At 49.0% G+C, this 21,209-nt stretch carries 18 protein-coding genes; 9 read left to right on the forward strand and 9 right to left on the reverse strand.

The window, feature by feature from the left end:
• Positions 1–67: 67 nt before the first annotated feature.
• The 3 genes from HQN88_RS14825 to HQN88_RS14835 are packed head-to-tail and all read left to right on the forward strand — an operon-like array spanning position 68 to position 2,315.
• The gene (locus HQN88_RS14825; protein ID WP_173113194.1) at positions 68–1,138 is read left to right on the forward strand and encodes a TrmB family transcriptional regulator; all 1,071 of its coding nucleotides are present in this window, start codon (positions 68–70) and stop codon (positions 1,136–1,138) included.
• A complete protein-coding gene (locus HQN88_RS14830; RefSeq protein WP_246320254.1) occupies positions 1,135–1,821 on the forward strand; it encodes an HD domain-containing protein in 687 nt (228 codons plus the stop codon). The genes HQN88_RS14825 and HQN88_RS14830 overlap by 4 nt, the downstream gene beginning before the upstream one ends.
• 2 nt (positions 1,822–1,823) lie before the next feature.
• Positions 1,824–2,315, forward strand: a complete 492-nt coding sequence (locus HQN88_RS14835; protein ID WP_173113197.1) for a hypothetical protein — start codon at positions 1,824–1,826, stop codon at positions 2,313–2,315.
• 276 nt (positions 2,316–2,591) lie between these two features.
• Here the strand turns inward: HQN88_RS14835 and HQN88_RS14840 are convergent, their stop codons facing one another.
• Complete coding sequence (locus HQN88_RS14840) at positions 2,592–2,750, reverse strand: hypothetical protein (RefSeq protein ID WP_173113200.1); 159 nt, start codon at positions 2,748–2,750, stop codon at positions 2,592–2,594.
• Positions 2,751–2,860: 110 nt separating this feature from the next.
• Between HQN88_RS14840 and HQN88_RS14845 the strand changes: the two genes are divergently transcribed.
• Genes HQN88_RS14845 through HQN88_RS14860 form a run of 4 tightly spaced genes read left to right on the forward strand, consistent with a single transcriptional unit; the run spans position 2,861 to position 6,721 of the window.
• The gene (locus tag HQN88_RS14845; protein ID WP_173113203.1) at positions 2,861–4,120 is read left to right on the forward strand and encodes a DUF445 domain-containing protein; all 1,260 of its coding nucleotides are present in this window, start codon (positions 2,861–2,863) and stop codon (positions 4,118–4,120) included.
• A gap of 26 nt (positions 4,121–4,146) precedes the next feature.
• A complete protein-coding gene (locus HQN88_RS14850; protein ID WP_173113207.1) occupies positions 4,147–4,986 on the forward strand; it encodes an ABC transporter ATP-binding protein in 840 nt (279 codons plus the stop codon).
• Positions 4,919–5,683 (forward strand): ABC transporter permease, encoded by a 765-nt coding sequence (locus HQN88_RS14855; protein WP_173113210.1) that lies wholly within the window; start codon positions 4,919–4,921, stop codon positions 5,681–5,683. The genes HQN88_RS14850 and HQN88_RS14855 overlap by 68 nt, the downstream gene beginning before the upstream one ends.
• A gap of 12 nt (positions 5,684–5,695) precedes the next feature.
• Complete coding sequence (locus HQN88_RS14860; RefSeq protein ID WP_173113213.1) at positions 5,696–6,721, forward strand: ABC transporter substrate-binding protein; 1,026 nt, start codon at positions 5,696–5,698, stop codon at positions 6,719–6,721.
• Between the two features lie 45 nt (positions 6,722–6,766).
• Here the strand turns inward: HQN88_RS14860 and HQN88_RS14865 are convergent, their stop codons facing one another.
• Positions 6,767–8,182: a sensor histidine kinase gene (locus tag HQN88_RS14865; RefSeq protein ID WP_173113215.1), complete on the reverse strand. Its 1,416-nt coding sequence runs from the start codon at positions 8,180–8,182 to the stop codon at positions 6,767–6,769.
• Positions 8,179–8,874: a response regulator transcription factor gene (locus HQN88_RS14870; protein WP_173113218.1), complete on the reverse strand. Its 696-nt coding sequence runs from the start codon at positions 8,872–8,874 to the stop codon at positions 8,179–8,181. The genes HQN88_RS14865 and HQN88_RS14870 overlap by 4 nt, the downstream gene beginning before the upstream one ends.
• A 179-nt stretch (positions 8,875–9,053) precedes the next feature.
• On the opposite strand from HQN88_RS14870, the gene HQN88_RS14875 reads away from it, so the two are divergent.
• Positions 9,054–14,249 (forward strand): cadherin-like beta sandwich domain-containing protein, encoded by a 5,196-nt coding sequence (locus tag HQN88_RS14875; RefSeq protein ID WP_173113221.1) that lies wholly within the window; start codon positions 9,054–9,056, stop codon positions 14,247–14,249.
• A gap of 166 nt (positions 14,250–14,415) precedes the next feature.
• Here HQN88_RS14875 and HQN88_RS14880 read toward each other — a convergent pair whose 3' ends face one another.
• Together HQN88_RS14880 and HQN88_RS14885 are read right to left on the reverse strand one after the other, a co-directional pair.
• Positions 14,416–14,868 carry a bactofilin family protein gene (locus tag HQN88_RS14880; protein WP_173113224.1) on the reverse strand — a complete coding sequence of 151 codons (453 nt, stop codon included), beginning with the start codon at positions 14,866–14,868 and terminating at the stop codon, positions 14,416–14,418.
• A complete protein-coding gene (locus tag HQN88_RS14885; RefSeq protein ID WP_246320255.1) occupies positions 14,865–15,881 on the reverse strand; it encodes a M23 family metallopeptidase in 1,017 nt (338 codons plus the stop codon). The genes HQN88_RS14880 and HQN88_RS14885 overlap by 4 nt, the downstream gene beginning before the upstream one ends.
• 182 nt (positions 15,882–16,063) lie before the next feature.
• Between HQN88_RS14885 and HQN88_RS14890 the strand changes: the two genes are divergently transcribed.
• Positions 16,064–17,251 carry a beta propeller repeat protein gene (locus tag HQN88_RS14890; RefSeq protein ID WP_246320256.1) on the forward strand — a complete coding sequence of 396 codons (1,188 nt, stop codon included), beginning with the start codon at positions 16,064–16,066 and terminating at the stop codon, positions 17,249–17,251.
• Positions 17,252–17,634: 383 nt separating this feature from the next.
• On the opposite strand, the gene HQN88_RS14895 is transcribed toward HQN88_RS14890, so the two are convergent.
• Genes HQN88_RS14895 through HQN88_RS14910 form a run of 4 tightly spaced genes read right to left on the reverse strand, consistent with a single transcriptional unit; the run spans position 17,635 to position 20,951 of the window.
• On the reverse strand, positions 17,635–18,129 hold the full coding sequence (locus HQN88_RS14895) for a hypothetical protein (RefSeq protein ID WP_173113226.1): 495 nt from the start codon (positions 18,127–18,129) through the stop codon (positions 17,635–17,637).
• Positions 18,130–18,156: 27 nt separating this feature from the next.
• Positions 18,157–19,335: an MGDG synthase family glycosyltransferase gene (locus HQN88_RS14900; RefSeq protein ID WP_173113229.1), complete on the reverse strand. Its 1,179-nt coding sequence runs from the start codon at positions 19,333–19,335 to the stop codon at positions 18,157–18,159.
• A 36-nt stretch (positions 19,336–19,371) separates the two neighbouring features.
• Positions 19,372–19,947, reverse strand: a complete 576-nt coding sequence (locus HQN88_RS14905; protein WP_173113232.1) for a thymidine kinase — start codon at positions 19,945–19,947, stop codon at positions 19,372–19,374.
• Positions 19,948–19,973: 26 nt separating this feature from the next.
• Positions 19,974–20,951 (reverse strand): HD domain-containing protein, encoded by a 978-nt coding sequence (locus HQN88_RS14910; RefSeq protein WP_173113235.1) that lies wholly within the window; start codon positions 20,949–20,951, stop codon positions 19,974–19,976.
• Positions 20,952–21,209 lie beyond the last annotated feature (258 nt).

Genomic DNA, 21,209 nt, shown 5'->3' on the forward strand with positions numbered 1-21,209 from the left:
CGTACTGTGAAACGATACGACTATGCTTTTGATCGTGCTACAATAGGGATATGAGGGGGGCTGCGCCATGGAAAATGTTCTACAGCATTTGAAAAACCTTGGCTTCACGGATTTGGAAGCAAAGTGTCTGCACGTACTAGCAGTGAGTGGTACGCAAACTGGCTATGAAATCGCCAAGGGGCTTGGCGTATCGCGTTCGAACGTATATGCAGCTTTACAAAAGCTCGCAGAAAAGGGCGCAGTGCTCACGAGTCATGGTGAACCAACCGTATATCAGAGCGTACCGATTGAGGAAATCGGCGAGCGGATGGAAGCGGAGCTGCAAGCCTCTATCCGTTACGTGAAAGAGCATCTGCCCAAGCAAGAGACGCATATGTCGGAGTATTTCAGCTTGGAGGGTGAAACCAAGGTTATCGAACGTATTCGTTCGGAGCTTAGGAAAGCGCACGAGGAAGCGTTCTGTGATCTGTCTCCAGAGGAAGCGAAGCTGCTGAAGGATGATATCCGCGAGGTGTCTGCACAGGGCGTGCGTATTATTGTGATGCCTACACGTGATGCGGGAGCTGGTTTCTACCCATTTGCACGTAAACGTGGCGAGGGTCTGAAGGGGCAGCAGGGGCGTAAATTCGCGATACTTATTGATCGTAAACTGGCGATTATTGGCACGCGAGGCGTCGAAGATCCCACGGTGGCGATGATAACCGAGCATCCTGCGATGGTGGAGCTGTTGTATAATCATTTTTGCAGCAGTGTCGTGTTACAGGAGCTTCAGCAGGATATGGGGACAAAGCTGGAGGATAAGTACGGCAAAAATTTCAAAAAAATCATACAAAAACAGATAGATGGCAAAGTACCTGAACCGAAGAAAACGGATGATAGTAAAGCAGTTGCGCTTAAGCTTCATGCGGGTAATGAGATTGCCGGAGAGCTTGGACATCTTGATGAGAACGTATCCGGTGGAGAACTTTTGAGTGATGAGAGTGCTAAAGAAGATCATTCTGATAAGCTGGAACAAGGAAAGTCAGGACAAGGGAAGACTGAGCAAGAAAAATTGGAAGGGAAGTCTGGACAAGGGAAGACTGAGCAAGAAAAATTGGAAGGAAAGTCTGGACAAGGGAAGAGGAAGAAGAAGAAATGATGCAGTTTGAGGGTAGAGCAGATGGAGAGAGACTAGAGGATCAACAACGGATATTACTCGCGGCGGAGACACTCGTGAAGGAAAAGCTAGAGCGCGATAGCAGCGGCCACGATTGGTGGCATATTTATCGCGTGGTGCAGACGACGAAGCGCATTGCCGCCCAGGAGGGCGCTGACCGCTTCGTCTGCGAGCTTGCGGCGTTGCTTCACGACGTTGTCGACGAGAAGCTTAACGCCGATCCAGCTGCGGCGCAGCGCGAGCTGGAGGCTTGGCTCGCCGCCAGCGGCACGCCGGCGGCGCAAGTAGAGCACGTGCTGGAGATTATCAGCACGATGTCTTATAAAGGCGGCGCGCGTCCGCCGATGCGCACGCTGGAGGGCCAGGTCGTGCAGGATGCCGACCGGTTGGATGCTATTGGCGCGGTGGGCATCTCGCGCGTGTTTGCCTATTCGGGCTGGAAAGGCCGCCCGATTCATGATCCTTCCGTCATCGCGCGCGAGCACATGACAGAGGCGGAGTATCGCGGGGGCAACGACACCGCGATTAATCACTTTTACGAGAAGCTCCTCAAGTTGAAGGAGCTTATGAATACGGCCTACGCAAGGCAGCTCGCGGAGGAGCGGCATCGCTTCATGGAGCTTTATCTGCAGCAGTTTTATGCGGAGTGGGAAGGCGAGCGATAAGATTGCAAATTGGGGAGCCGACAGTGGCTCTCTTTTTTGTGGTTTCTATACTGGGCGTACAGAATGCAATTGCATCCATCATAAGTTTGCAGTCATCCCGCGTCCGTCACCATTACCCTGTAATCTGCCAGCATCCCCCGATTGCCCTGTCACCGATCCTCCGTCACCCTAGCCAGCATCATCCGATTGCCCTGTCACCGATCTCCCGTCACCCTAGCCAGCATCATCCGATTGCCCTGTCACCGATCCTCCGTCACCCTAGCCAGCATCCCCCGATTGCCCTGTCACCGATCTCCCTTCACCTCAGCCAGCCCCCGATTGCCCTGTCACCGATCTCCCTCTTCACCTCAGCCAGCCCCCGATTGCCCAGTCACCCGATCCCCCCTGAGCACTCCGTCACCCTAGCGACCACATTGGTGATTAAATGGATATTCTCCAGTTATTTATACAGTATTCTGCCGTTTACAACAAATAACTGGATTTCCTACAGCTAATCCAAGCCAATTCGATGGAAATGAGGAAATTAGGCGAAATCAGCTGCATATTTTCCATCTAAATACCAAATCAAGCGAGAAAGTACAAAATTAGCTACGTAAAATCCAGTTATTTTGTGCGTAGGGAGTGTGAGTGTAACGGAAGAGGAGGAAGGGAGTTTGATTTGTTTGAAACAAACAGGAGTCACTAAGGCGGATAATTGTACATGTTGCGATGAACAGCAGCTAAAAGGGTTAAAACAGCAGTTGTCTCTGTAATCGTCGTTGCTGAAACTGTCATTCCGTATTTGTTATTGCTAGAACTGTGGTTCTTGCAAATGTTGTCTCTGTAATTGTCTTTCCTATAACTGTGGTTCCAGCAACTGACGTTCCAGTAATTATCGCTCCTATAATTGTGGTTTCTGCCATTGATGGTCCTGCAACTGCCGTTTCCAACAGCTAGTCTGCCCCCAATTCCTCCCCCACCAACACCCCTCCCACCTTTCCTTCCAAAATGTGATAAAATAAAAGGAATGATTCATCAACCCCACGAGGAAAGAGATGTTATGACGATGAAAAAAGAAGCAAAGTATATAGCAACGGTTTCACTTGGTGTTATGGGCGCGGGCTTTCTGGCTACGTTGCCAACAGCAGTATCCGGCACCGTGTGGGGGACGTTCCTACAAGGCGGGTTCGAGGCTGGGGTAGTCGGCGGTTTGGCCGACTGGTTCGCAGTTAGCGCTCTTTTCCGTCACCCGCTTGGCATTCCCATTCCGCACACGGCGCTGTTGCCGAACAATCGGGAGAAGATTACGAAGGCGCTCGTTTCCACTGTGCAGAATGAGCTGCTCTCCAAAGAAACCATTCGTGCTCGCCTGCAACAAATCCGGTTCTTGGAGCGCGGGCTAGAGCTGGCGGACAAGCAATTGGACAATGTGTCCTTGCACAAAGGGCTCACTGCGCTAGCGAAACAAGCTCTTCAAGCAATTGACCTTGAGAAATTAACTCCTCTCTTGGCAGAGGAGATTCATAAAGCGATTCAAGATGTGGACACAAGTCGTCTTGTAAGAACGGTCATAGACAGCATCGAGGATGGCGGATACGATGGCAAAACATTCGATTTTGTCCTAGACAAAGTGGCAGCTTGGGCGATCAAAGCGGATACTCGTGACCAGTTAGGCGCGATGGCGATCAAAGCTTTCGAGGGACTACAGTCCAATGGCTTCATGGCGTTTGCTGTGAATGCCTTTATCGGGATGGTGAACGAGGAGAAAATCGGTGGCATTATCCAGAATTTCGTACTCTCCTACATTGAACAAATGCGTACGAAAAACCATCCGCGTCGGGAATCTGTACTCACGTTTATCCGGAGCGAACTGCACAAGTTAGAACGCAATCCACAGCTGCTAGCTGAACTGGAAAAACTAAAAACGAAGCTTCCAGAAATATTCGATCTAGATGAGAAGTTAGCGCATCTACTCTCTAATCTAAAAGAAAAAGCGGAAGCGTTCATTGATGATCCCGATTTTGTTCCGCACCATGTGGTGCCAATTATCCGTAAAGTTCTTCTATCCATCCGCGAAAACCCTGATATGCTGCACAAGGGTGAAGACTGGATTCAAGAGCAGATCGCGTCTTATGTGGAACAAAATCACAGTAAAATCGGCCAACTGGTGAAAGAGAACCTAGACAAACTCGACAACGAGAAGTTGACGGTGCTCATGGAAGAGAAGATCGGCAGCGATCTGCAATGGATTCGGGTGAATGGTGCTATCTGTGGATTCATCATCGGTTTAGGGTTGGCAGGTCTTAAAATGTTATTCTAACGCGACAACGTGGGGGATGAGAGAGCTTGATCGAAATTAAGGGAGTCAGCAAGACGTTCAACCAGCGTATCGGCGGCAATTACAAAGCGTTGGACGATATCACACTAACGATTCAAAAAGGGGAGTTCGTCTCACTGCTAGGCCCTTCAGGCTGTGGGAAATCGACAGTTCTGAACCTTGTAGCAGGGTTTGATACACAATCTGAAGGCACCATTCAGGTCAATGGGAAAAAGGTAACAGGCGCCGGTGCGGATCGCGTCGTCGTGTTTCAGGAGCATGGGTTGTTCCCATGGCTGACGGTTCTAGACAATGTGGCCTTTGGCCTGAAGCAGAAGGGAATCGCGAAGAAAGAACGCCACGAGATGGCGATGGAGCAGATCAAATCTGTGCATCTGAGCCGTTTCGCGGACCGGTATCCGCATGAGCTCTCAGGCGGGATGAAACAGCGGGCAGCGATTGCCAGAGCGCTCGCGATGGATCCGGAAATACTGCTGATGGACGAGCCTTTCGCGGCACTAGACGAGCAAACACGCCTTATTTTGCATAAAGAATTGGAAGAAATATGGATGCGTACGCGCAAAACGATTCTCTTCATTACCCACAACATTCGCGAAGCGGTCATCCTATCGGATCGGGTTCTGGTGATGTCTACACGTCCCGGCACGATCAAGAAGGAGTTCACTGTCAAAGCAGCGAGACCTCGCGATAGCGCAGATTCCGTGCTCCATCATATGGAGGCGTTGATTATGGACGCACTGGCGGATGAGCTGGAGAAAGTTGTGAGAGAGGAGACTGGCGATGAGTACAGCATTAAGAAGAACGATTTTTCTGGTACTGCTTCTGATAGCTTGGGAGGCGGGATATAGAATTTTCGATTGGGGCTGGAAATTTCCTTCGGTTTCCCAGACACTGCAAGCTTTCTACGATGGTATCGTACACGGTGAGCTGCTGCAAGCTGCAGGTGCGAGTATGCTGCGATTGCTCATTTCCTTTGCTTTGTCACTCGTCATTGGAACGACGTTAGGCTTCCTATTTGCTAGATATCGCTGGCTCGATGACACGTTAGGCTTTCTAGTCGTTTCATTGCAGACCATTCCGAGTATTGCTTGGTTGCCTTTTGCTATTATTTGGTTCGGATTAAACGAATCATCGGTTATTTTCATTACAACGTTAGGTGCCACCTGGACGATGGCTTTGGCAAGCCGTACAGGGATCAAGAATATCCCGCCGATTTATTTGCGCGCCGCTCAGACGATGGGGACAGGGAATGGTTTTAACCTATTTCTACAGGTGATGATTCCAGCTTCCTTTCCTCATTTGATCAACGGTGTACGTACAGCATGGGCATTCGCTTGGCGGGCACTCGTTGCTGGTGAGCTGATTGCGAAAGGTGCGGGGTTAGGTCAGCTTTTGCAGGATGGACGTAATCTCGGGGATACCTCTTTGATGCTCTGTATCGTCATTATTATCGCTGTGCTAGGCACGGTTTCTGACCATTTCTGCTTCAAAAAATTAGAAGATAAAGTGCTAGAGCGCTACGGCCTCGCTGGCTCCAAGTCGTAGAGGAGTGGCGTGATGACTAGACGTATTAACATACTTCTGCTGTTACTCTTCGCGATGACACTCCTGAGTGCATGTGAGGAGAAGCTGACAGCATCCGGCAAACCACAAGTCGTTCGAGTCGGTGTATTCAAAAATGTGACCCATGCCGCCGCGTACATCGCGCTGGAAAAAGGTTACTTTGCCCGCGAATGGGGCGACGAAGTAAAGATCGAAGTGACACCTTTCGATAACGGTTCCGATCTGTCCATCGCGATGGCGACAGGGGATATCGACGTTGGATTCGTAGGTCCAGGACCTGCGACGACCTTTTTTCTGAAAAGCGGCAATTTCCGCGTGGTCTCCGGATCCAACAACGGCGGTGCCGTGCTGGTAGCGAGATCAGATGCGGGTATTCAAACGACCGCTGACTTGCGAGATAAAACCATCGCGATTCCTGCTAAGGGAAACACGAATGAAATTTCACTGCGTCTACTGCTTGGGCAAGCAGGAATTTCGCTAGGTAGAGGCGCAGATAACGCGCATCTCATCGTTCGCTCTCCTGCGGATACGCTCATCTCTTTCCGTCAGAAAGAGATCGATGCTGCCTTGGTCCCGGAACCATGGGGGACCCAGATTGAGAAGGCAGGGGTCGGAAAAGTTGTTGCCGATTGGCAAGCGATCCCGCCAAACAAGGGGGACTACCCTACCGTGATCATGGTGGCCAGTGATACGTTTATCGCCAAGCATCGTGATATTGTGAAGGGGGCGATCAAGGCTAATTTGGACGGCATTGCGTTCATTCAAAGCAGTCCTGACCAAGCCTATGATCTGATTAACAATCAACTGAAACAATACAGCGGTAAGGGCATGGACAAAGGCTTGATTAAAGCCTCGCTCAGCCGCCTGAAACTGACGACGGATGTTGATGTCAAGGTCATGGAAGAGATGGCGAAAGTGTCGATCGGCGCTAGATACATCAAAGGCATTAAGCCGGAGGAGCTGAACTTGAGCAAGTTCGTGGACCTCTCCATGCTAGCTGAAGTAAAGGCTGGGCAATAAGGTGAAAGAAACACCCAGTTGACCATATGGTTAACTGGGTGTTTCTTATTTTGGTTCATCCTGTTTCGGCAGCTTAATTTGAAACGCGGTCTCCTCATAGGGAATACTCGTAAGTTGTACGCTCCCATGATGAACTTCGGTGATTTCCTTGACGATAGAAAGTCCAATGCCAAGGCCTTCACCTTTTCTTCCCCGATCTATACGATAGAATCGTTCAAAGATACGTTCTTGTTCTTCCAGAGAAACTCCTTTGCCCCTGTCCTTCACCGTGATACACACAGCTTGCTCTTCTTCAAACAACTCGATTTGGAGATAATGTCCATCTCTCCCATGACGAATGGCATTATCGAGCAGGTTGCGGATCATCCTCTCAATTAGCGATGGGTCTATATCGGCATACACTTCATTTTCCGGCAGTTCCACTTCTAGCAAGAATTCCTTTTCATCTATGACGAGAAGGTAATCAGAGGCGATCTTTCGAATGAGCTCAGACAAGTTATGAGAGGAAACATCGATCTCCAACATATCGGCATCCTGTCGCGAGACGTCCAGTATTTGATCAAGCAATTTGTCCATGTATCGGGAACGCTGATGAATGATTTTAGCGCTGGTCTGCAGTTCCTTCTCATCTTTATATTGGCCAGTTCGAATCACCTCGGCATAGCCGAGCACCATGGTTAGAGGCGTTCGCAGGTCGTGCGACAAATTAGACAACAGGAGCTTGCGATTATTCTCCAATTGCTCAATTTGAGCGACTTGCGTCCGTATCCTTCGAGTCATGTCATTGTAATGCCGAGTGAGATGACCGATTTCATCCTTTGAGTTATCTTTGAGCTCCATATCATTACTTTGGATGTTAACCTGATTCAAGGCCATATTTAACCTGTGAATACGCCTATTAATAGAGTAGAAATACCATGAAGACAGTAAGTACGGTATTAAAAGTGCGACCAATAAAGGTAATGCAAAAATAAAAAGTACTGCGAAGGTACGAATGTAGAAATACATTTGGCCTGGCTTTAAAGCATCAGTAGGCAATCCCATTAGTAAATAATAGGTTTCCCCATTCTGTTCTGCTGCATAGGCAAGTGTTACCTGATTCCCGTCGGTAGATAGCGTGTACCGCATGTTGAGAAAACGATCGGCCAGTTCTTTAAAATGATATTGTTTCATGATGCCGGAAGAGTCGTATATCGTTGTGCCATCAGAGGCGATCCATTCAAAACGGATTTTCGGATGTTCCTTGGAAAAAGGTGTTAAAGCTGATTCAATTCCATACTTACTGAATACTTGCTGCTCTTGAGCCGATTCCAATGCGGAATGTGCAATCTCGTCCAAAATATGTAAAGAATATCCGTTATTAGCGATATTTGCTATCGATTTGAAGAGGATGAGGAATACAATCAAGCTGATTAAGTAGCTGGAAATGACGGAAATCCACATTTTTGTACGAAGTCTCATAGTCCATCTCCTGAAAAACGATAACCGACACTTCGTATCGTATGAATATGCTGGGGAGAAGAGGATAGAGGTTCTAGCTTTTTGCGTAGTCGATTAATGAAAACGCTTAACGTGTTATCATCATAATTTTCGTGATTCCAGATTTGCTTATAGATTTCTCTTTTGGTTAATACGCGATCGGGATTTCTCATAAACAAATGAGTGAGTTCACACTCCATCTGAGTCAAGGTATATCTTTCTCCATTATTAATAAGGAGTAGATTGTCAACATCGAGCTCCAAATTATTCAGTTGAATCACAGGGGTTTTGAGATGAACTTTGGGACGTAGTCGTCGGAGATTGGTTTGTAAACGGGCAATAAGCTCCATTGGACTAAAGGGTTTAGTAACGAAATCTACTGCGCCAAGACCGAGTGCGGTGATCTTGTCTTCTTCGTCTCTTCTGGCACTAAGTACGATGACTAGTAGCTCAGATTCATTCTCTCGCAGATAGTTTAAGACCTCGAACCCGTTTCGATCATCCATCATCAGATCGAGAATCATCAGGCTAAAAGGAGTTCCCTTTAATTGCGCGATTGCTTCCTGTCCTGATTCAGCTTCGAAAACTTCCATTCCGGCCTGTTCGACGTGAATACGGATGAGCTGACGGATTTCGGATTCGTCGTCAACGATTAGAATTTTGTCTGGGTTCATTGTACTAGTGTCACACTCCATAGTTACGGCTCTTTTGTACAGTATATCAAGTCACCAAAAGAAAGAGTAGCATACAACTCTACATTTCATTAAGAATCCATTAAGAATTCTATTCCTTGCTGTTGTTATACTTTTATTGGACTATATTCGTGTTTCAAGAAAAGGTGAGGATCGTAATTATGATTAGACGTTGTATTTTTTTATTCACGCTATTATGTATGCTAGTAGGAATGACTCCTAGTTTTGTTTCTGCAGCTTCTTTTGATCAATGGAATATTCGGAGTCCGTTGCCCACGAGTCTAGATATGAATGGCATTAGCTATGTGAACGGTATGTATATGTCAGTGGGGGACAACGGAACGATATTGACATCTAGTGACGAAGTAAGCTGGACGAGCCGAACGTCTGGAACAACATACGACTTATATGACATCAGCTACGGTAGTGGTATGTATGTAGCGGTGGGGATGTTTGGAGAGATATTGAGCTCAAGTGATGGTATAAGTTGGACGAGGCGTCCGTCGGGAACTACGGAATATCTAAATGGTATCAAATTTGACAATGGCCAGTTTGTGGTGGTTGGAAACAATGGAACAATACTGACCTCGAGTGATGGCAAAAGTTGGACGAGCAAGATGTCGAACACTCTTGAAGATCTTAGTCAGGTGAGCTACGGTAATGGTAAGTATGTGACGGTGGGAAGTAGTGGGACGATACTGACCTCGAGTGACGGATCGACCTGGGTGAATGGCTCTCCGGGTGTAATTGCTCATCTCAAGGATGTTATCTACGACAACGGTATGTTCATAGCGGTAGGGTTCAGTGGAATCATACTGACATCCAGTGATGGACTGAGTTGGGCGCACCGTGCGTCGGGTAACACGAATTTCCTTCATGGTGTTATCTACGGTAACAGTACGTTTATAGTGGTTGGGAATAATGGAATGATATTGGCATCCAATGATGGGATAAGTTGGACGAGCAGGACGTCTAATACTGCGAATCATCTTTATGACGTGACTTACGGCAACAGCAAGCTTGTAGCGGTGGGGGGCGGTGGAATGATATTGACCTCATCTGATGGAGCGAGCTGGACGAGTCGTACATCGGGCATCCCGAAGAATCTTCTTAGTGTGAGCTACGGAAACGGTATGTATGTGGCTATTGGGACAGACGATACGATAGTGACTTCCAATGACGGAGCATTCTGGACGGTCCGTAGGTCAGGTTTTATTCAACGTAATGCCGTCACCTATGGCAATAATAAGTTTGTAGCGGTGGGGTACACTGGAAAAGTGTTGAATTCAGTTGATGGAGTGTCTTGGACAGACACATCTGAAGCGGGTACCGAGAATGTGTTAAATGGCATTACCTATGGTACTAATACATTTGTGGCGGTGGGGGACAGTGGTACGATAGTGAGTTCCACTGATGGAGTGACCTGGACGGTCGGCACGTCAGGCACCACGAATCAACTTTATGCTGTCACGTACGGCAATGGTAAGTTTGTAGCGGTGGGAGGGGGTGGGACGATTTTGACTTCCAGTGATGCAGTGACCTGGACGGATCAAACATCCCCATTACATACAAATGATCTTTTAAATGTCGTCAGCAACGGTACCAACATGTATGTGGCGGTGGGAACAGCAGGATCGATATTGACCTCCGGTAATGGGGAAACTTGGACAAGCCGTACATCGGGCATCGCGAAGCATCTTCGAGCTGTGAATTACCACGATGGCAAGTTTGTAGCGGTGGGGCACAGTGGAAGTATATTGACCTCCAGTGACGGGGAAACCTGGACGAGTCGCTCGTCAGGAATCAAGGAATCACTTACAGGTGTCATCTCCTCCAACGGTACTTATGTAGCGGTGGGGGATAATGGAAGGATAATACAATACAGCGATGCTGATTTAAACAGCTTGTCGTTATCGAGCGGAACATTGAGTCCGGTGTTTGAATCTGGCACGATAAGCTACACGGCGAGCGTAGCGAATGACGTGAGCAGTATTACGGTCACGCCAACGGTGTCAGACGCCGACGCGACGGTGACGGTGAACGGCACAGCCGTTGCGAGCGGAGCAGCATCGGAAGCCATTAGCTTGAGCGCGGGGAGCAACACGATCACGACGGTGGTAACGGCAGAGGATGGCACAATGACGAAGACATACACGGTGACGGTGACACGAGCGGCCGCAGCGCTAAGTAACAACGCTGACTTGAGCGGGTTGGGTCTGTTGAGTGGAACATTGAGTCCGTTGTTTGATTCTGGCACAATAAGCTACACGGCGAGCGTAGCGAATGACGTGAGCAGTATTACGGTCACGCCAACGGTGTCGGACGCCGACGCGACGGTGACGGTGAACGGCACAGCCGTTGCGAGCGGAGCAGCATCAGGAGAGATTAGCTTGAGCGTGGGAAGCAACACGATCACGACGGTAGTAACGGCAGAGGATGGCACAACGACGAAGACGTACACGGTGACGGTGACACGAGCCGCCGCAGCGCTAAGTAACAACGCTGACTTGAGCGATTTGGGACTGTCGAGTGGAACATTGAGTCCGGTATTTACATCTGGCACGACAAGCTACACGGCGAGCGTAGCTAATGGCGTGAGTAGTATCACGGTCACGCCGACGGTGTCAGACAGCAACGCGACGGTGACGGTGAACGGCACAGCCGTTGCGAGCGGAGCAGCATCGGAAGTCATTAGCTTGAGCGTAGGAAGCAACACGATCACGACGGTGGTAATGGCAGAGGATGGCACAACGACGAAAACGTACACGGTGACGGTGACACGAGCGGCCGCAGCGCTAAGTAACAACGCTGACTTGAGCGGTTTGGGTCTGTCGAGTGGAACGTTGAGTCCGGTATTTGCATCTGGCACGACAAGCTACACGGCCAGCGTAGTCAATAACGTGAGCAGCATCACCGCAACACCGACGTTGTCGGACAGTAACGCGACGGTGACGGTGAACGGCACAGCCGTTGCGAGCGGAGCAGCGTCGGGAGCCATTAGCTTGAGTGTGGGGAGCAACACGATCACGACGGTCGTGACGGCAGAGGATGGCACAACGACGAAGACGTACACGGTGACGGTGACACGAGCGGCCGCAGCGCTAAGTAACAACGCTGACTTGAGCGGTTTGGGTCTGTCGAGTGGAACGTTGAGTCCGGTATTTGCATCTGGCACGACAAGCTACACGGCTAGCGTAGCTAATGGCGTGAGCAGCTTCACCGCAACACCAACGGTGTCGGACAGTAACGCGACGGTGAAGGTGAACGGCATAGCCGTTGCGAGCGGAGCAGCATCGGAAGCCATTAGCTTGAGCGTGGGAAGCAACACGATCACGACGATGGTAACGGCAGAGGATGGCACAACGACGAAAACGTACACGGTGACGGTGACACGAGCGGCAGCAGCGCTAAGTAACAACGCTGACTTAGGCGGCTTGTCGTTATCGAGCGGAACGCTGAGTCCGGTGTTTGCATCCGGCACGACAAGCTACACGACAAGTGTGGCTAATGGCGTGAGCAGCATCACCGCAACACCAACGGTGTCGGACAGTAACGCGACGGTGAAGGTGAACGGCATAGCCGTTGCGAGCGGAGCAACATCGGGAGCCATTAGCTTGAGCGTGGGCAGCAACACGATCACGGTGGTGGCGACTGCGCAGGACGGTACGACGACGAAGACGTACACAGTGACGGTGACACGAGCGGCCGCAGCGCTAAGTAACAACGCTGACTTGAGCGGTTTGTCGTTATCAAGCGGAACGCTGAGTCCGGTATTTGCATCCGGCACGATAAGCTACACGGCCAGCGTAGCCAATAGCGTGAGCAGTATCACGGTAACGCCGACGGTGTCGGACATCAGCGCGACAGTGAAGGTGAACGGCACAGCCGTTGCGAGCGGAGCAGCATCGGAAGCCATTAGCTTGAGCGTGGGAAGCAACACGATCACGACGATCGTGACGGCAGAGGATGGCACGACTACGAAGACGTACACGGTGACGGTGACACGAGCGGCCGCAGCGCTAAGTAACAACGCTGACTTGAGCGGGTTGGGACTGTCGAGTGGAACGTTGAGTCCGGTATTTGCATCTGGCACGACAAGCTACACGGCAAGTGTGGCTAATGGCGTGAGCAGTATCACGGTCACGCCGACGGTGTCGGACATCAGCGCGACAGTGAAGGTGAACGGCACAGCCGTTGCGAGCGGAGCAGCATCGGAAGCCATTAGCTTGAGCGTGGGAAGCAACACGATCACGGTGGTGGCGACGGCGCAGGACGGTACGACCACGAAGACATATACCGTTACAGTGAGCCGAGCGGCACAGGAAGAATCCGGTGTCAGCGGTCAATCTCCAACGCCAGCGTCTCCAAACGACGACAAAGTTACCTCAATGGAGGGTAAATTAACGCTTCCTACAGGTAAAACTGGCGAGGTTCGTTTGGGCGATGCGATCAAGATCGATATTCCGGCAAACGCAACAGACAAAGAATTGAAATTGACAATTGAAAAAGTGTTGGACACTCCAGATCTTTTAACGAAACAAGAGGTTCTGGCCAGTCCAATCTTTGAAATTTTGAAAAACTTTTCAGGTAACTTCAGTAAGCCGGTAACGTTGACTTTCAGCTTCGATCTGAATAGCTTAAAGGACAATCAAAAGGCAGTCGTATTCTACTATGACGAAGTGAAGAAGGAATGGGTGGAAGTCGGCGGCAAGGTTGACGGCGATCACATCATCGTAGATGTCAATCATTTTACGAAATATGCAGTATTCGTTGTAGACATAGCCGCAGCTGTGCCAACAGGGGACACGAAACCGACGATTAACTTTAACGATATCTCCGAACACTGGGCGGAGGCAAGCGTCAAGCAAGCGGTAAGCATCGGAATCGTCACTGGTTATCCGGACGGCACTTTTAAGCCAGGTTCTACCGTGAGTCGCGCGGAATTCGCGGTCATGCTGATGAATGCGCTGAAGCCGCAAGAAGCGGGAGCGGAGCTGACTTTTACAGATACGGCGAAGATCGGCGCATGGGCGCAGAAAGCAATCGCGCAAGCGGTGAAAGCTGGGGTCATTAAAGGTTATGAGGACGGCTCTTTCCGTCCGGATGAGGAAATTACACGCGCTGAGATGGTAGCGATGATCGCGAATGCGCTCAGTCTAACCGTTGAGTCGAATATCGCAACAGGTTTTGCAGACGACAAGGATATTCCGGCTTGGACGAGAGGCGCAGTTGCAGCTGTGAAGCAACTTGGCCTTGTAGAAGGAAAAGGCGCGAACGAATTTGATGCGAATGGTAAAACAACAAGAGCAGAGGCTGTAACGGTTCTGCTGAAAATGCTGGCACAAAAGAGCAAGTAAAGGTAAATTGTCAGTCCAAATTGATTGTAGATTTAAATAACAAGGGTTATCCTCTAAGCAGTAGAATAAACTGCTTAAGGGATAACCCTTGTCTTATTTCAAATATGAAGTCTTAACAAGATCAAACCTTAATATTACCGCCGTCATAACTTTTTATATACCGAAATTAATTCCCACCAGAAGCAGCTTGTTGCTCACTTTTTTGCTGCTTGTGCGCCTTGGCATCGATGACCTTGCCACCAACGCTTTTCTCGTTAGGCACCCCAGCTGCATTCATCGCACTACTTCCCTGGAAGATGCCACCTTCTTCGATAATGAAGGAGCGTACATCAATATTCCCAATTAGAACCCCGGAGCTTGTCACGATCAACTTGCCCTTGGTATAAATGTTGCCTTTCACTTTGCCAGCTACAATCACATCGCGTGCATGGATATTCGATTGAACGACAGCGTTCTCACCAATAGTGATGTCACCTGCACATTCAATGTCGCCGTTCATTTGACCCTCAATACGAAGGCTGGCTTCGGACATGATTTTGCCTTCACAGATCGTACTGGCGCCGATAAGCGTGTCTGTACTTTTCGTATCGATACGTTTTAATTTCGAGCTTCCAATCATTTACGTTCATCCTTTCGATCTGAAATGAGATAAGGTTTAGGGTCAATCTGGATACCATTTTTATGTACCTCATAATGAAGATGCGAGCCCGTGCTGCGTCCAGTGGAACCAACGAGACCGATATGCTGACCTTTTGTTACAGATTCTCCGCGTTTTACCAATATTTTATTCAAATGCATATACTCCGTTTCAATGCCCCTGCCGTGATCAACGATAATATAGTTGCCAAGCTCGCCATCAAAGCCCACAGCAATGACTTTTCCTGCGGCAGTTACATAGACTGGATCATTGTATTCACCGTCAATATCATAGCCTGTGTGCATGGAGGGCCTGAATGTAAAAGGATCGATGCGGATGCCGAAGCCGGAGGTAATACTGTGCGAGGCGATGGGCCATAGTGTAGGCGTAATACTGCGTAAGTGTTCAGCTTCTTTAATTTTGGCTTCGGATTCATTTAGATTGACGAGGAGTGCATTAATATCGCCAACTAATGAAAAAAGCCCTTGCTTCGTGTTGCTTACGAGGGTAGATACATCATCCGTAGTGATAGGAACATTGCTGCCGCCAACATCAACATTGGTTCCATTCACGGGCTTAGAGCTCGGGGTGCTTGCTACTTTTTTGCTTGTCCCGTTCACGGTTTCTGGCTGACTCATGAGCTCTATCACATGATCTATTTTCTTGATTTCTTCTAGCTTTACCTTAAATTCATCGGCCTGCTGAGCAAGGTCAATCAAATCGATTTGCAGCTGCTCAAGCTCACTCGTTTTATGTGTAATTTGATCAACCAACTGACGTTCTTGTCCATCGAAAGTTTGCTGCATGTTGTTTTGAGTTTGATGAGATTGGGTATTCATGATATAAATCGTCACGAAAAACCCGATCAGCACAAGTAAGATCACGCTAGGCACAATATACAAAGAGCTGTGTGGAAGCTTGAACCTTACCGTACGGCGGTTGGCACCCGGAATGATCATAAAGGTGAGTTCCTTTTTGCCCCAAATGAATTTCAACAGATCCTCCTCCCTTTCCGTAACCTAACAATGTCCCCCTTCTTGTTTACGATTGTATTCCTCAATGGGGTGAGTCATGACTAATTTCTCGGACATGGTGGGAAGATGGTAAGTGAGTTCAACTATTCCCACCTTGATAACGTCTATGAAATATCTATACAAAGAAAATGAAGGGAGTACGGATGATGATAAAAAAGACGCTTCTGCTGTTAGCCATAACAAGTCTTGCTTTAACAGGGTGTAAATCTTCCGGACAGACGAATGGTCAGGTGACCGTTTCGGAATCACCGACATCGAGTGCAGTGGCGGAGCCATCAACAACCCCTGCGACACCTGGGGCGGAACCTACAACCGTGCCTACCAAAGGCAGCGAAGGATCAACACCTCTTATGAAAGTGATAACTGCGCTGAGACTGGCGGATGCTCAAAAAGGCTGGATAGGCGGCAAAGGTTGGATCGCTCATACCGATGACGGTGGCGGGAAGTGGAAGGTGCAGTACACAGGCATTAGTGAGGTAAGGCAGCTTTTTGCCTTGAATGATCAGGATGCGTGGGCAGCCGAGAAAGAAACGGGGAAGCTGTTTAGTACGCAGGATGGCGGAGCGCATTGGTCGACGGTCGGAACCGTTCCCAATCAAGCGTTTCTCCATTTCGTATCGAAGCAGGAAGCTTATAGCGGCAATGCGCAAACCAAGGATGGTGGTGTCAAATGGGTGAAGCTCCCAGTTCCAACGGGGACACAAGGGGATGCTTATTTTCATGATGGCAAGAATGGCTGGGCAGTTAGGCAAGTGGAAGATACGATCGAGGTCTTGAGGACGCAGGATGGCGGGCTCAATTGGAAATCCGTCCTATCACGCAAAACCGTGGCGACATTGACAGGCAACGTCATTCGCTCCGCTGGCGCGGATGACGCGTGGATCGAGCTGATTGGGGAATCGGGGATGACACAAACTTCGTATTCGCTGTTTCACACGAAAGACGGAGGGAAGAGCTGGCAAACCGTGCTGGTGAACAGCACGGCTGGCGGCGGCCCGGCCCCTGGATTCCCTACGGGGGATACGTCGGGGCCGAAGAACACGGGCTCGAAGCCCGGCCCTCTCTACGTCGTGAACACCGACGTAGCGTTCATGGGCGGTAGCTGCCCGGCATGCGACAAGCCGAACTCCGTCGGTTGGACGAAGGACGGCGGCAAAACCTGGGTGAACGGGACGGAGTCGTTCACAGGGTATGGCGATCTGCTGCTCGGCATGGCAGACGCGAATAGCGGCTGGCTCATCACGAATGATAATGAGCAGCCGAGCGTCATGTACACCACCGGCAGTGGTGGTGTGAACTGGAACAAGGTGCATACGTTCGATGCACCCTAAGGCAATTGGCCACCGCGGCTGTTTTCGCGCGGTGGATTTTTTGTGTTTGGTGACACGCCCCACACAGTATAATCTATCTACTCTCTACACACCTCACTCCGTCCAATGCCGCATTTCGCATCCACAGCCTCCACCTACCCCAACTAGCCAAGATCACTGAATAGATGGATTTTCTCCATCTATTTCAGCTGTTTTTTCTTGTTTTCGGTGATTAGATGGATTTTCTGTAGGTAATTAAGCCGGAAAGCGTTGATTTGATCCAAGTAGGTGGATATAGCTGTACTTTTTACATGTATTCTTTATTAAAGTGAAAATTGGTGATAAATAGATGGAGTTTTTCCAGTTATTGCGTTTCAGGTGCGATCGCCCACTGTGCCGCCTACTCACTTCGTAGGCGTATCACTCCCATTTCCACTCCCGTTCGTCCCATTCGTATTCTTCCCATTGAAGAATGTGGATGTCAGATCACGCAGCTTTTCCATGAATTTTCCATAGCCATAACCCGTTAGAAAGGCGATGCTGATACGCGCTGACATCGAGTCGCCTACTTCCAGCAGCATAATACCGCTCGCGAAGAGGATGATTGTAATAATCGCGGAGCCGAAGCACAGCACAGGCCGCATGAGGTACCAGTAGATCCACTGCGTAGTGAGCTCTTGATAATGCTCATGAAACATGCGTAAGCCATAGAGAGCGCCACCCAGAGCACCTGCAAAGCCGTAACAGGCATACTCATGATAGAGGACGAAATCAACGCCCATTATTTTGCGCTGGAAAGATCCGCTGCCCAGCACGGCCATCATCCATAGACTGCCGACAAACCAGATCACTAAATAAGCAAAAATAGCCTGCTTGCCGAATCGGTGAATGGGATTCATAACAAAACACCGCCCTCACAATGGATACTACCATTGTATGAGCGGTGTTTTTGATGATGCCTGAATATAAGAACGCTTATCCGACTGTTCTAGGTACGCTATGATTGCTGTTGCACAGCTTCGTTCTTCTTCATTGTAGCCTTCACGAATGTCCGTTCTCCGTTTGGCAAGCTCGGGATATTGCTCGAGCAGCAGCTTAAACCAATGGTCAATCATCGCCACCGATGTAATGCGCTGTCCGTATCCATTTTCCTGAAAATACGTGCAGTTTTTTTCTTCCTGCCCGGGAATCGGGCTATAGAACAGCATAGGGATTCCTTTGGCCATCGCCTCTGTACAGGTCATCCCGCCTGGCTTCGTAATCAGCAGATCGGAGATATCCATCAGCTTGCTAATCTCGGTGGTATAGCCAATGAGATGAACATTCGGTTGACGGAAGGCATCTTCCTCCAGCAACTGGAGGCGTGCTTTTTCATTCGTGCCGAGACAGATTAGCAGCTGAATATCCTTGCTCCAGCTCGCTAAATAAGTCAGCATCTCTTCTTTTTCTTCTTTCTTAAATACACCCCAGCCACCACCCATGACCATGACGGTAGGCATAGCTTTGAGACCAAATTCTTGACGAATATGTTCTTTGCTGTGCGCCTTGCGGAAATTAGGGTGAACCGGAATACCGGTCACCTCAATCCGCTTGTCCTGAACGCCGCAGTCCATTAGGCGCTCCCTGACAAGGGGAGTGGATACCAAATATTTATCTACTGCGGAGTCTATCCATGTCCCATGAACATCGTAATCGGTGATTACGGTGAAAAGAGGGATATCCAGTCCCGCGCGTTTTAACCTAGAGACAATGATGCTTGGGAATGGATGTGTACAGACGATCAAATCAGGTTTCAACTGCTTGATAACAGCTTTCGTTCGTGCATAGAAGATGCGATGCAGCACGAGACTGGCTACACGACTCGGCCTTTTATCATAGTGATGTCGATAGAGCATACCGTACAGTCTGGGTTGTGATGTTACCGTGCGGCGGTATGCCGAGAAGACCCAAGGTGCTAAGGTAGGATGCAAGAAAGCGCCAAGCTCAATCACGCGGGTAATCATGTCTGAAGAAGATTGGCGTAGCTCACCAGAAAGCGCATGAGCAGCTTGTGTATGACCTTTCCCGAAGCCCTCGGATAATAGCAAAATCCGTTTTTTACGCAAGGAACTCACCTTTCTTTGCACATACCATATCCATCTTTACATGTGCGCAGCTTTCTTTTTGGAGGCATAGCATTTCCGACATACTGGAACGTAACTTTCGTTACCGCCAATCTGGATCTGTTCTCCATGGAAGATAGGCACACCGTCTTTGCAGCGCATGTTCATAATCGCCTTTTTATCACAATACCAACAAACAGTTTTAATTTCCTCGATCGTATCAGCCACAGCCAGTAGTGCATTGCTGCCTTCAAATAATTGTCCCATGAAATCAGCGCGAAGCCCGTAAGCGATAACGGGAATATCCAGTTCATCAACGACTTCAATCAGCTGAGAGACTTGGGCTTTGTTCAGGAACTGAGCCTCGTCGACTAGAATGCAATTCGGACGCTCGGTCTGCGCTAAAGCGACCATATCCAAATGTTCGTCTACGACGATGGCTCCTTTTTGCATACCGATGCGGGAAGCGACCTTACCAACACCGAAGCGATCATCCATAACGGAAGTGAGGAGAAGCACCTTTTTGCCCTGTTCCTCATAATTATGAGCTACACGTAAGACTTCAATCGATTTACCGCTATTCATCGTGCCATAACGAAAGTACAATTTTGCCAAGCTGGGACAGTCCCTTCTGCGGATGGTTATATGGTGAAAAAATAAGTTGCGGCCATGCTATCCAGCTCAGCCAGCTTTACAGCGGCTTGAAAGCTAACTTCTGAGGCGAGTTTTTCGCCAATTAGCGGTTGTTTTTTATAAACTTTCCCGATCTTGACTTCGATGCTGCCTGGTACGGGTTCTTGTGTAATTTGAATGCGATGTGGCTCGTACATGAGTACATGAATCGTTTCGCGAGCCGTCTCATTATTGCTCTGCAGCAGCTCTTGAATCAATTCATGATCCATGAGTGCGGGGATTCGATCCTTCATGCCAGGATTTGTCTCGCAATGATGTGCCGTTGCTTTCGCCAGCAGCGCATCCATGGCTAGAAACTGCGGATGCAGGATGAGTCGGTGCTCTTCGACAATTGCATCAACAAGCGCCGTGGCTGAAGCCTCATTCGCTTCTATGTAGGGTCCGCGTAAGCGAAGTCCTTTTACTACTTCCGAAGGCGGCAGCGTCTGACGCCCCGCATAGTATGTATCGCGCAAGAAGCTATCCAAGTGATCGAGTCCAAGAACCGTTGAGGGGTTCGTTAGCGGTGTTTCTTGTTTCAAAAGATCAATAATAGCTCGCGGCGAAATGCCGTGCTTGATCAGAATATCCGCGATGACGCCTTGCCCGATTAACTGTTCAGTCTGACGGTGATGATTATACCCAAGTGTGCGCTCAACCGCATGGGAGAAAGGCAGGTGCCCGATATCATGGAGCAGTGCCGCAATGCGCAGATGAGATTCTTCTGGGCAAAAGTGAGCCATGAGTGACCAAACGCCAACCGTATGTTCGAAACGTGAATGTGTAAGTGGTGAAAATAGAGCCGATGCCCCGAAATGATGTAAAAACTTCAGGCGGCGTACCGGCTTTGAGCGGAAAAGCTCAATTTCAACCGGATGAGCTTCTAGCTGCCATTGATAAAGAGGCTCCCTAATCATGCCGTCCCCAAAAGTATGCTGTATACTCAAACAGAGCTCCTCCTAAGATGTGGAATCTGGATGTATGTTCTTGCAGCGGTATTAGCTATCATAGCATGAAACATAGAAAGTTTGCTATCACATGCTGGGCTAGTCGTACTTATATAGGAAATGAGATAAATGATCGTGCCTTTACAATATGATTCTAATCGCGATTCTATTAAAATGAAAACCTTTTCAATTTAAATATTTTTAAATTGAACTATAGGAAACCAAGTGTTAATATAATATAAAAAATATTGAGAATAT

Origin of the sequence: Paenibacillus qinlingensis (genome assembly GCF_013204845.1) — a bacterium.
Taxonomy (GTDB): domain Bacteria; phylum Bacillota; class Bacilli; order Paenibacillales; family NBRC-103111; genus Paenibacillus_E; species Paenibacillus_E qinlingensis.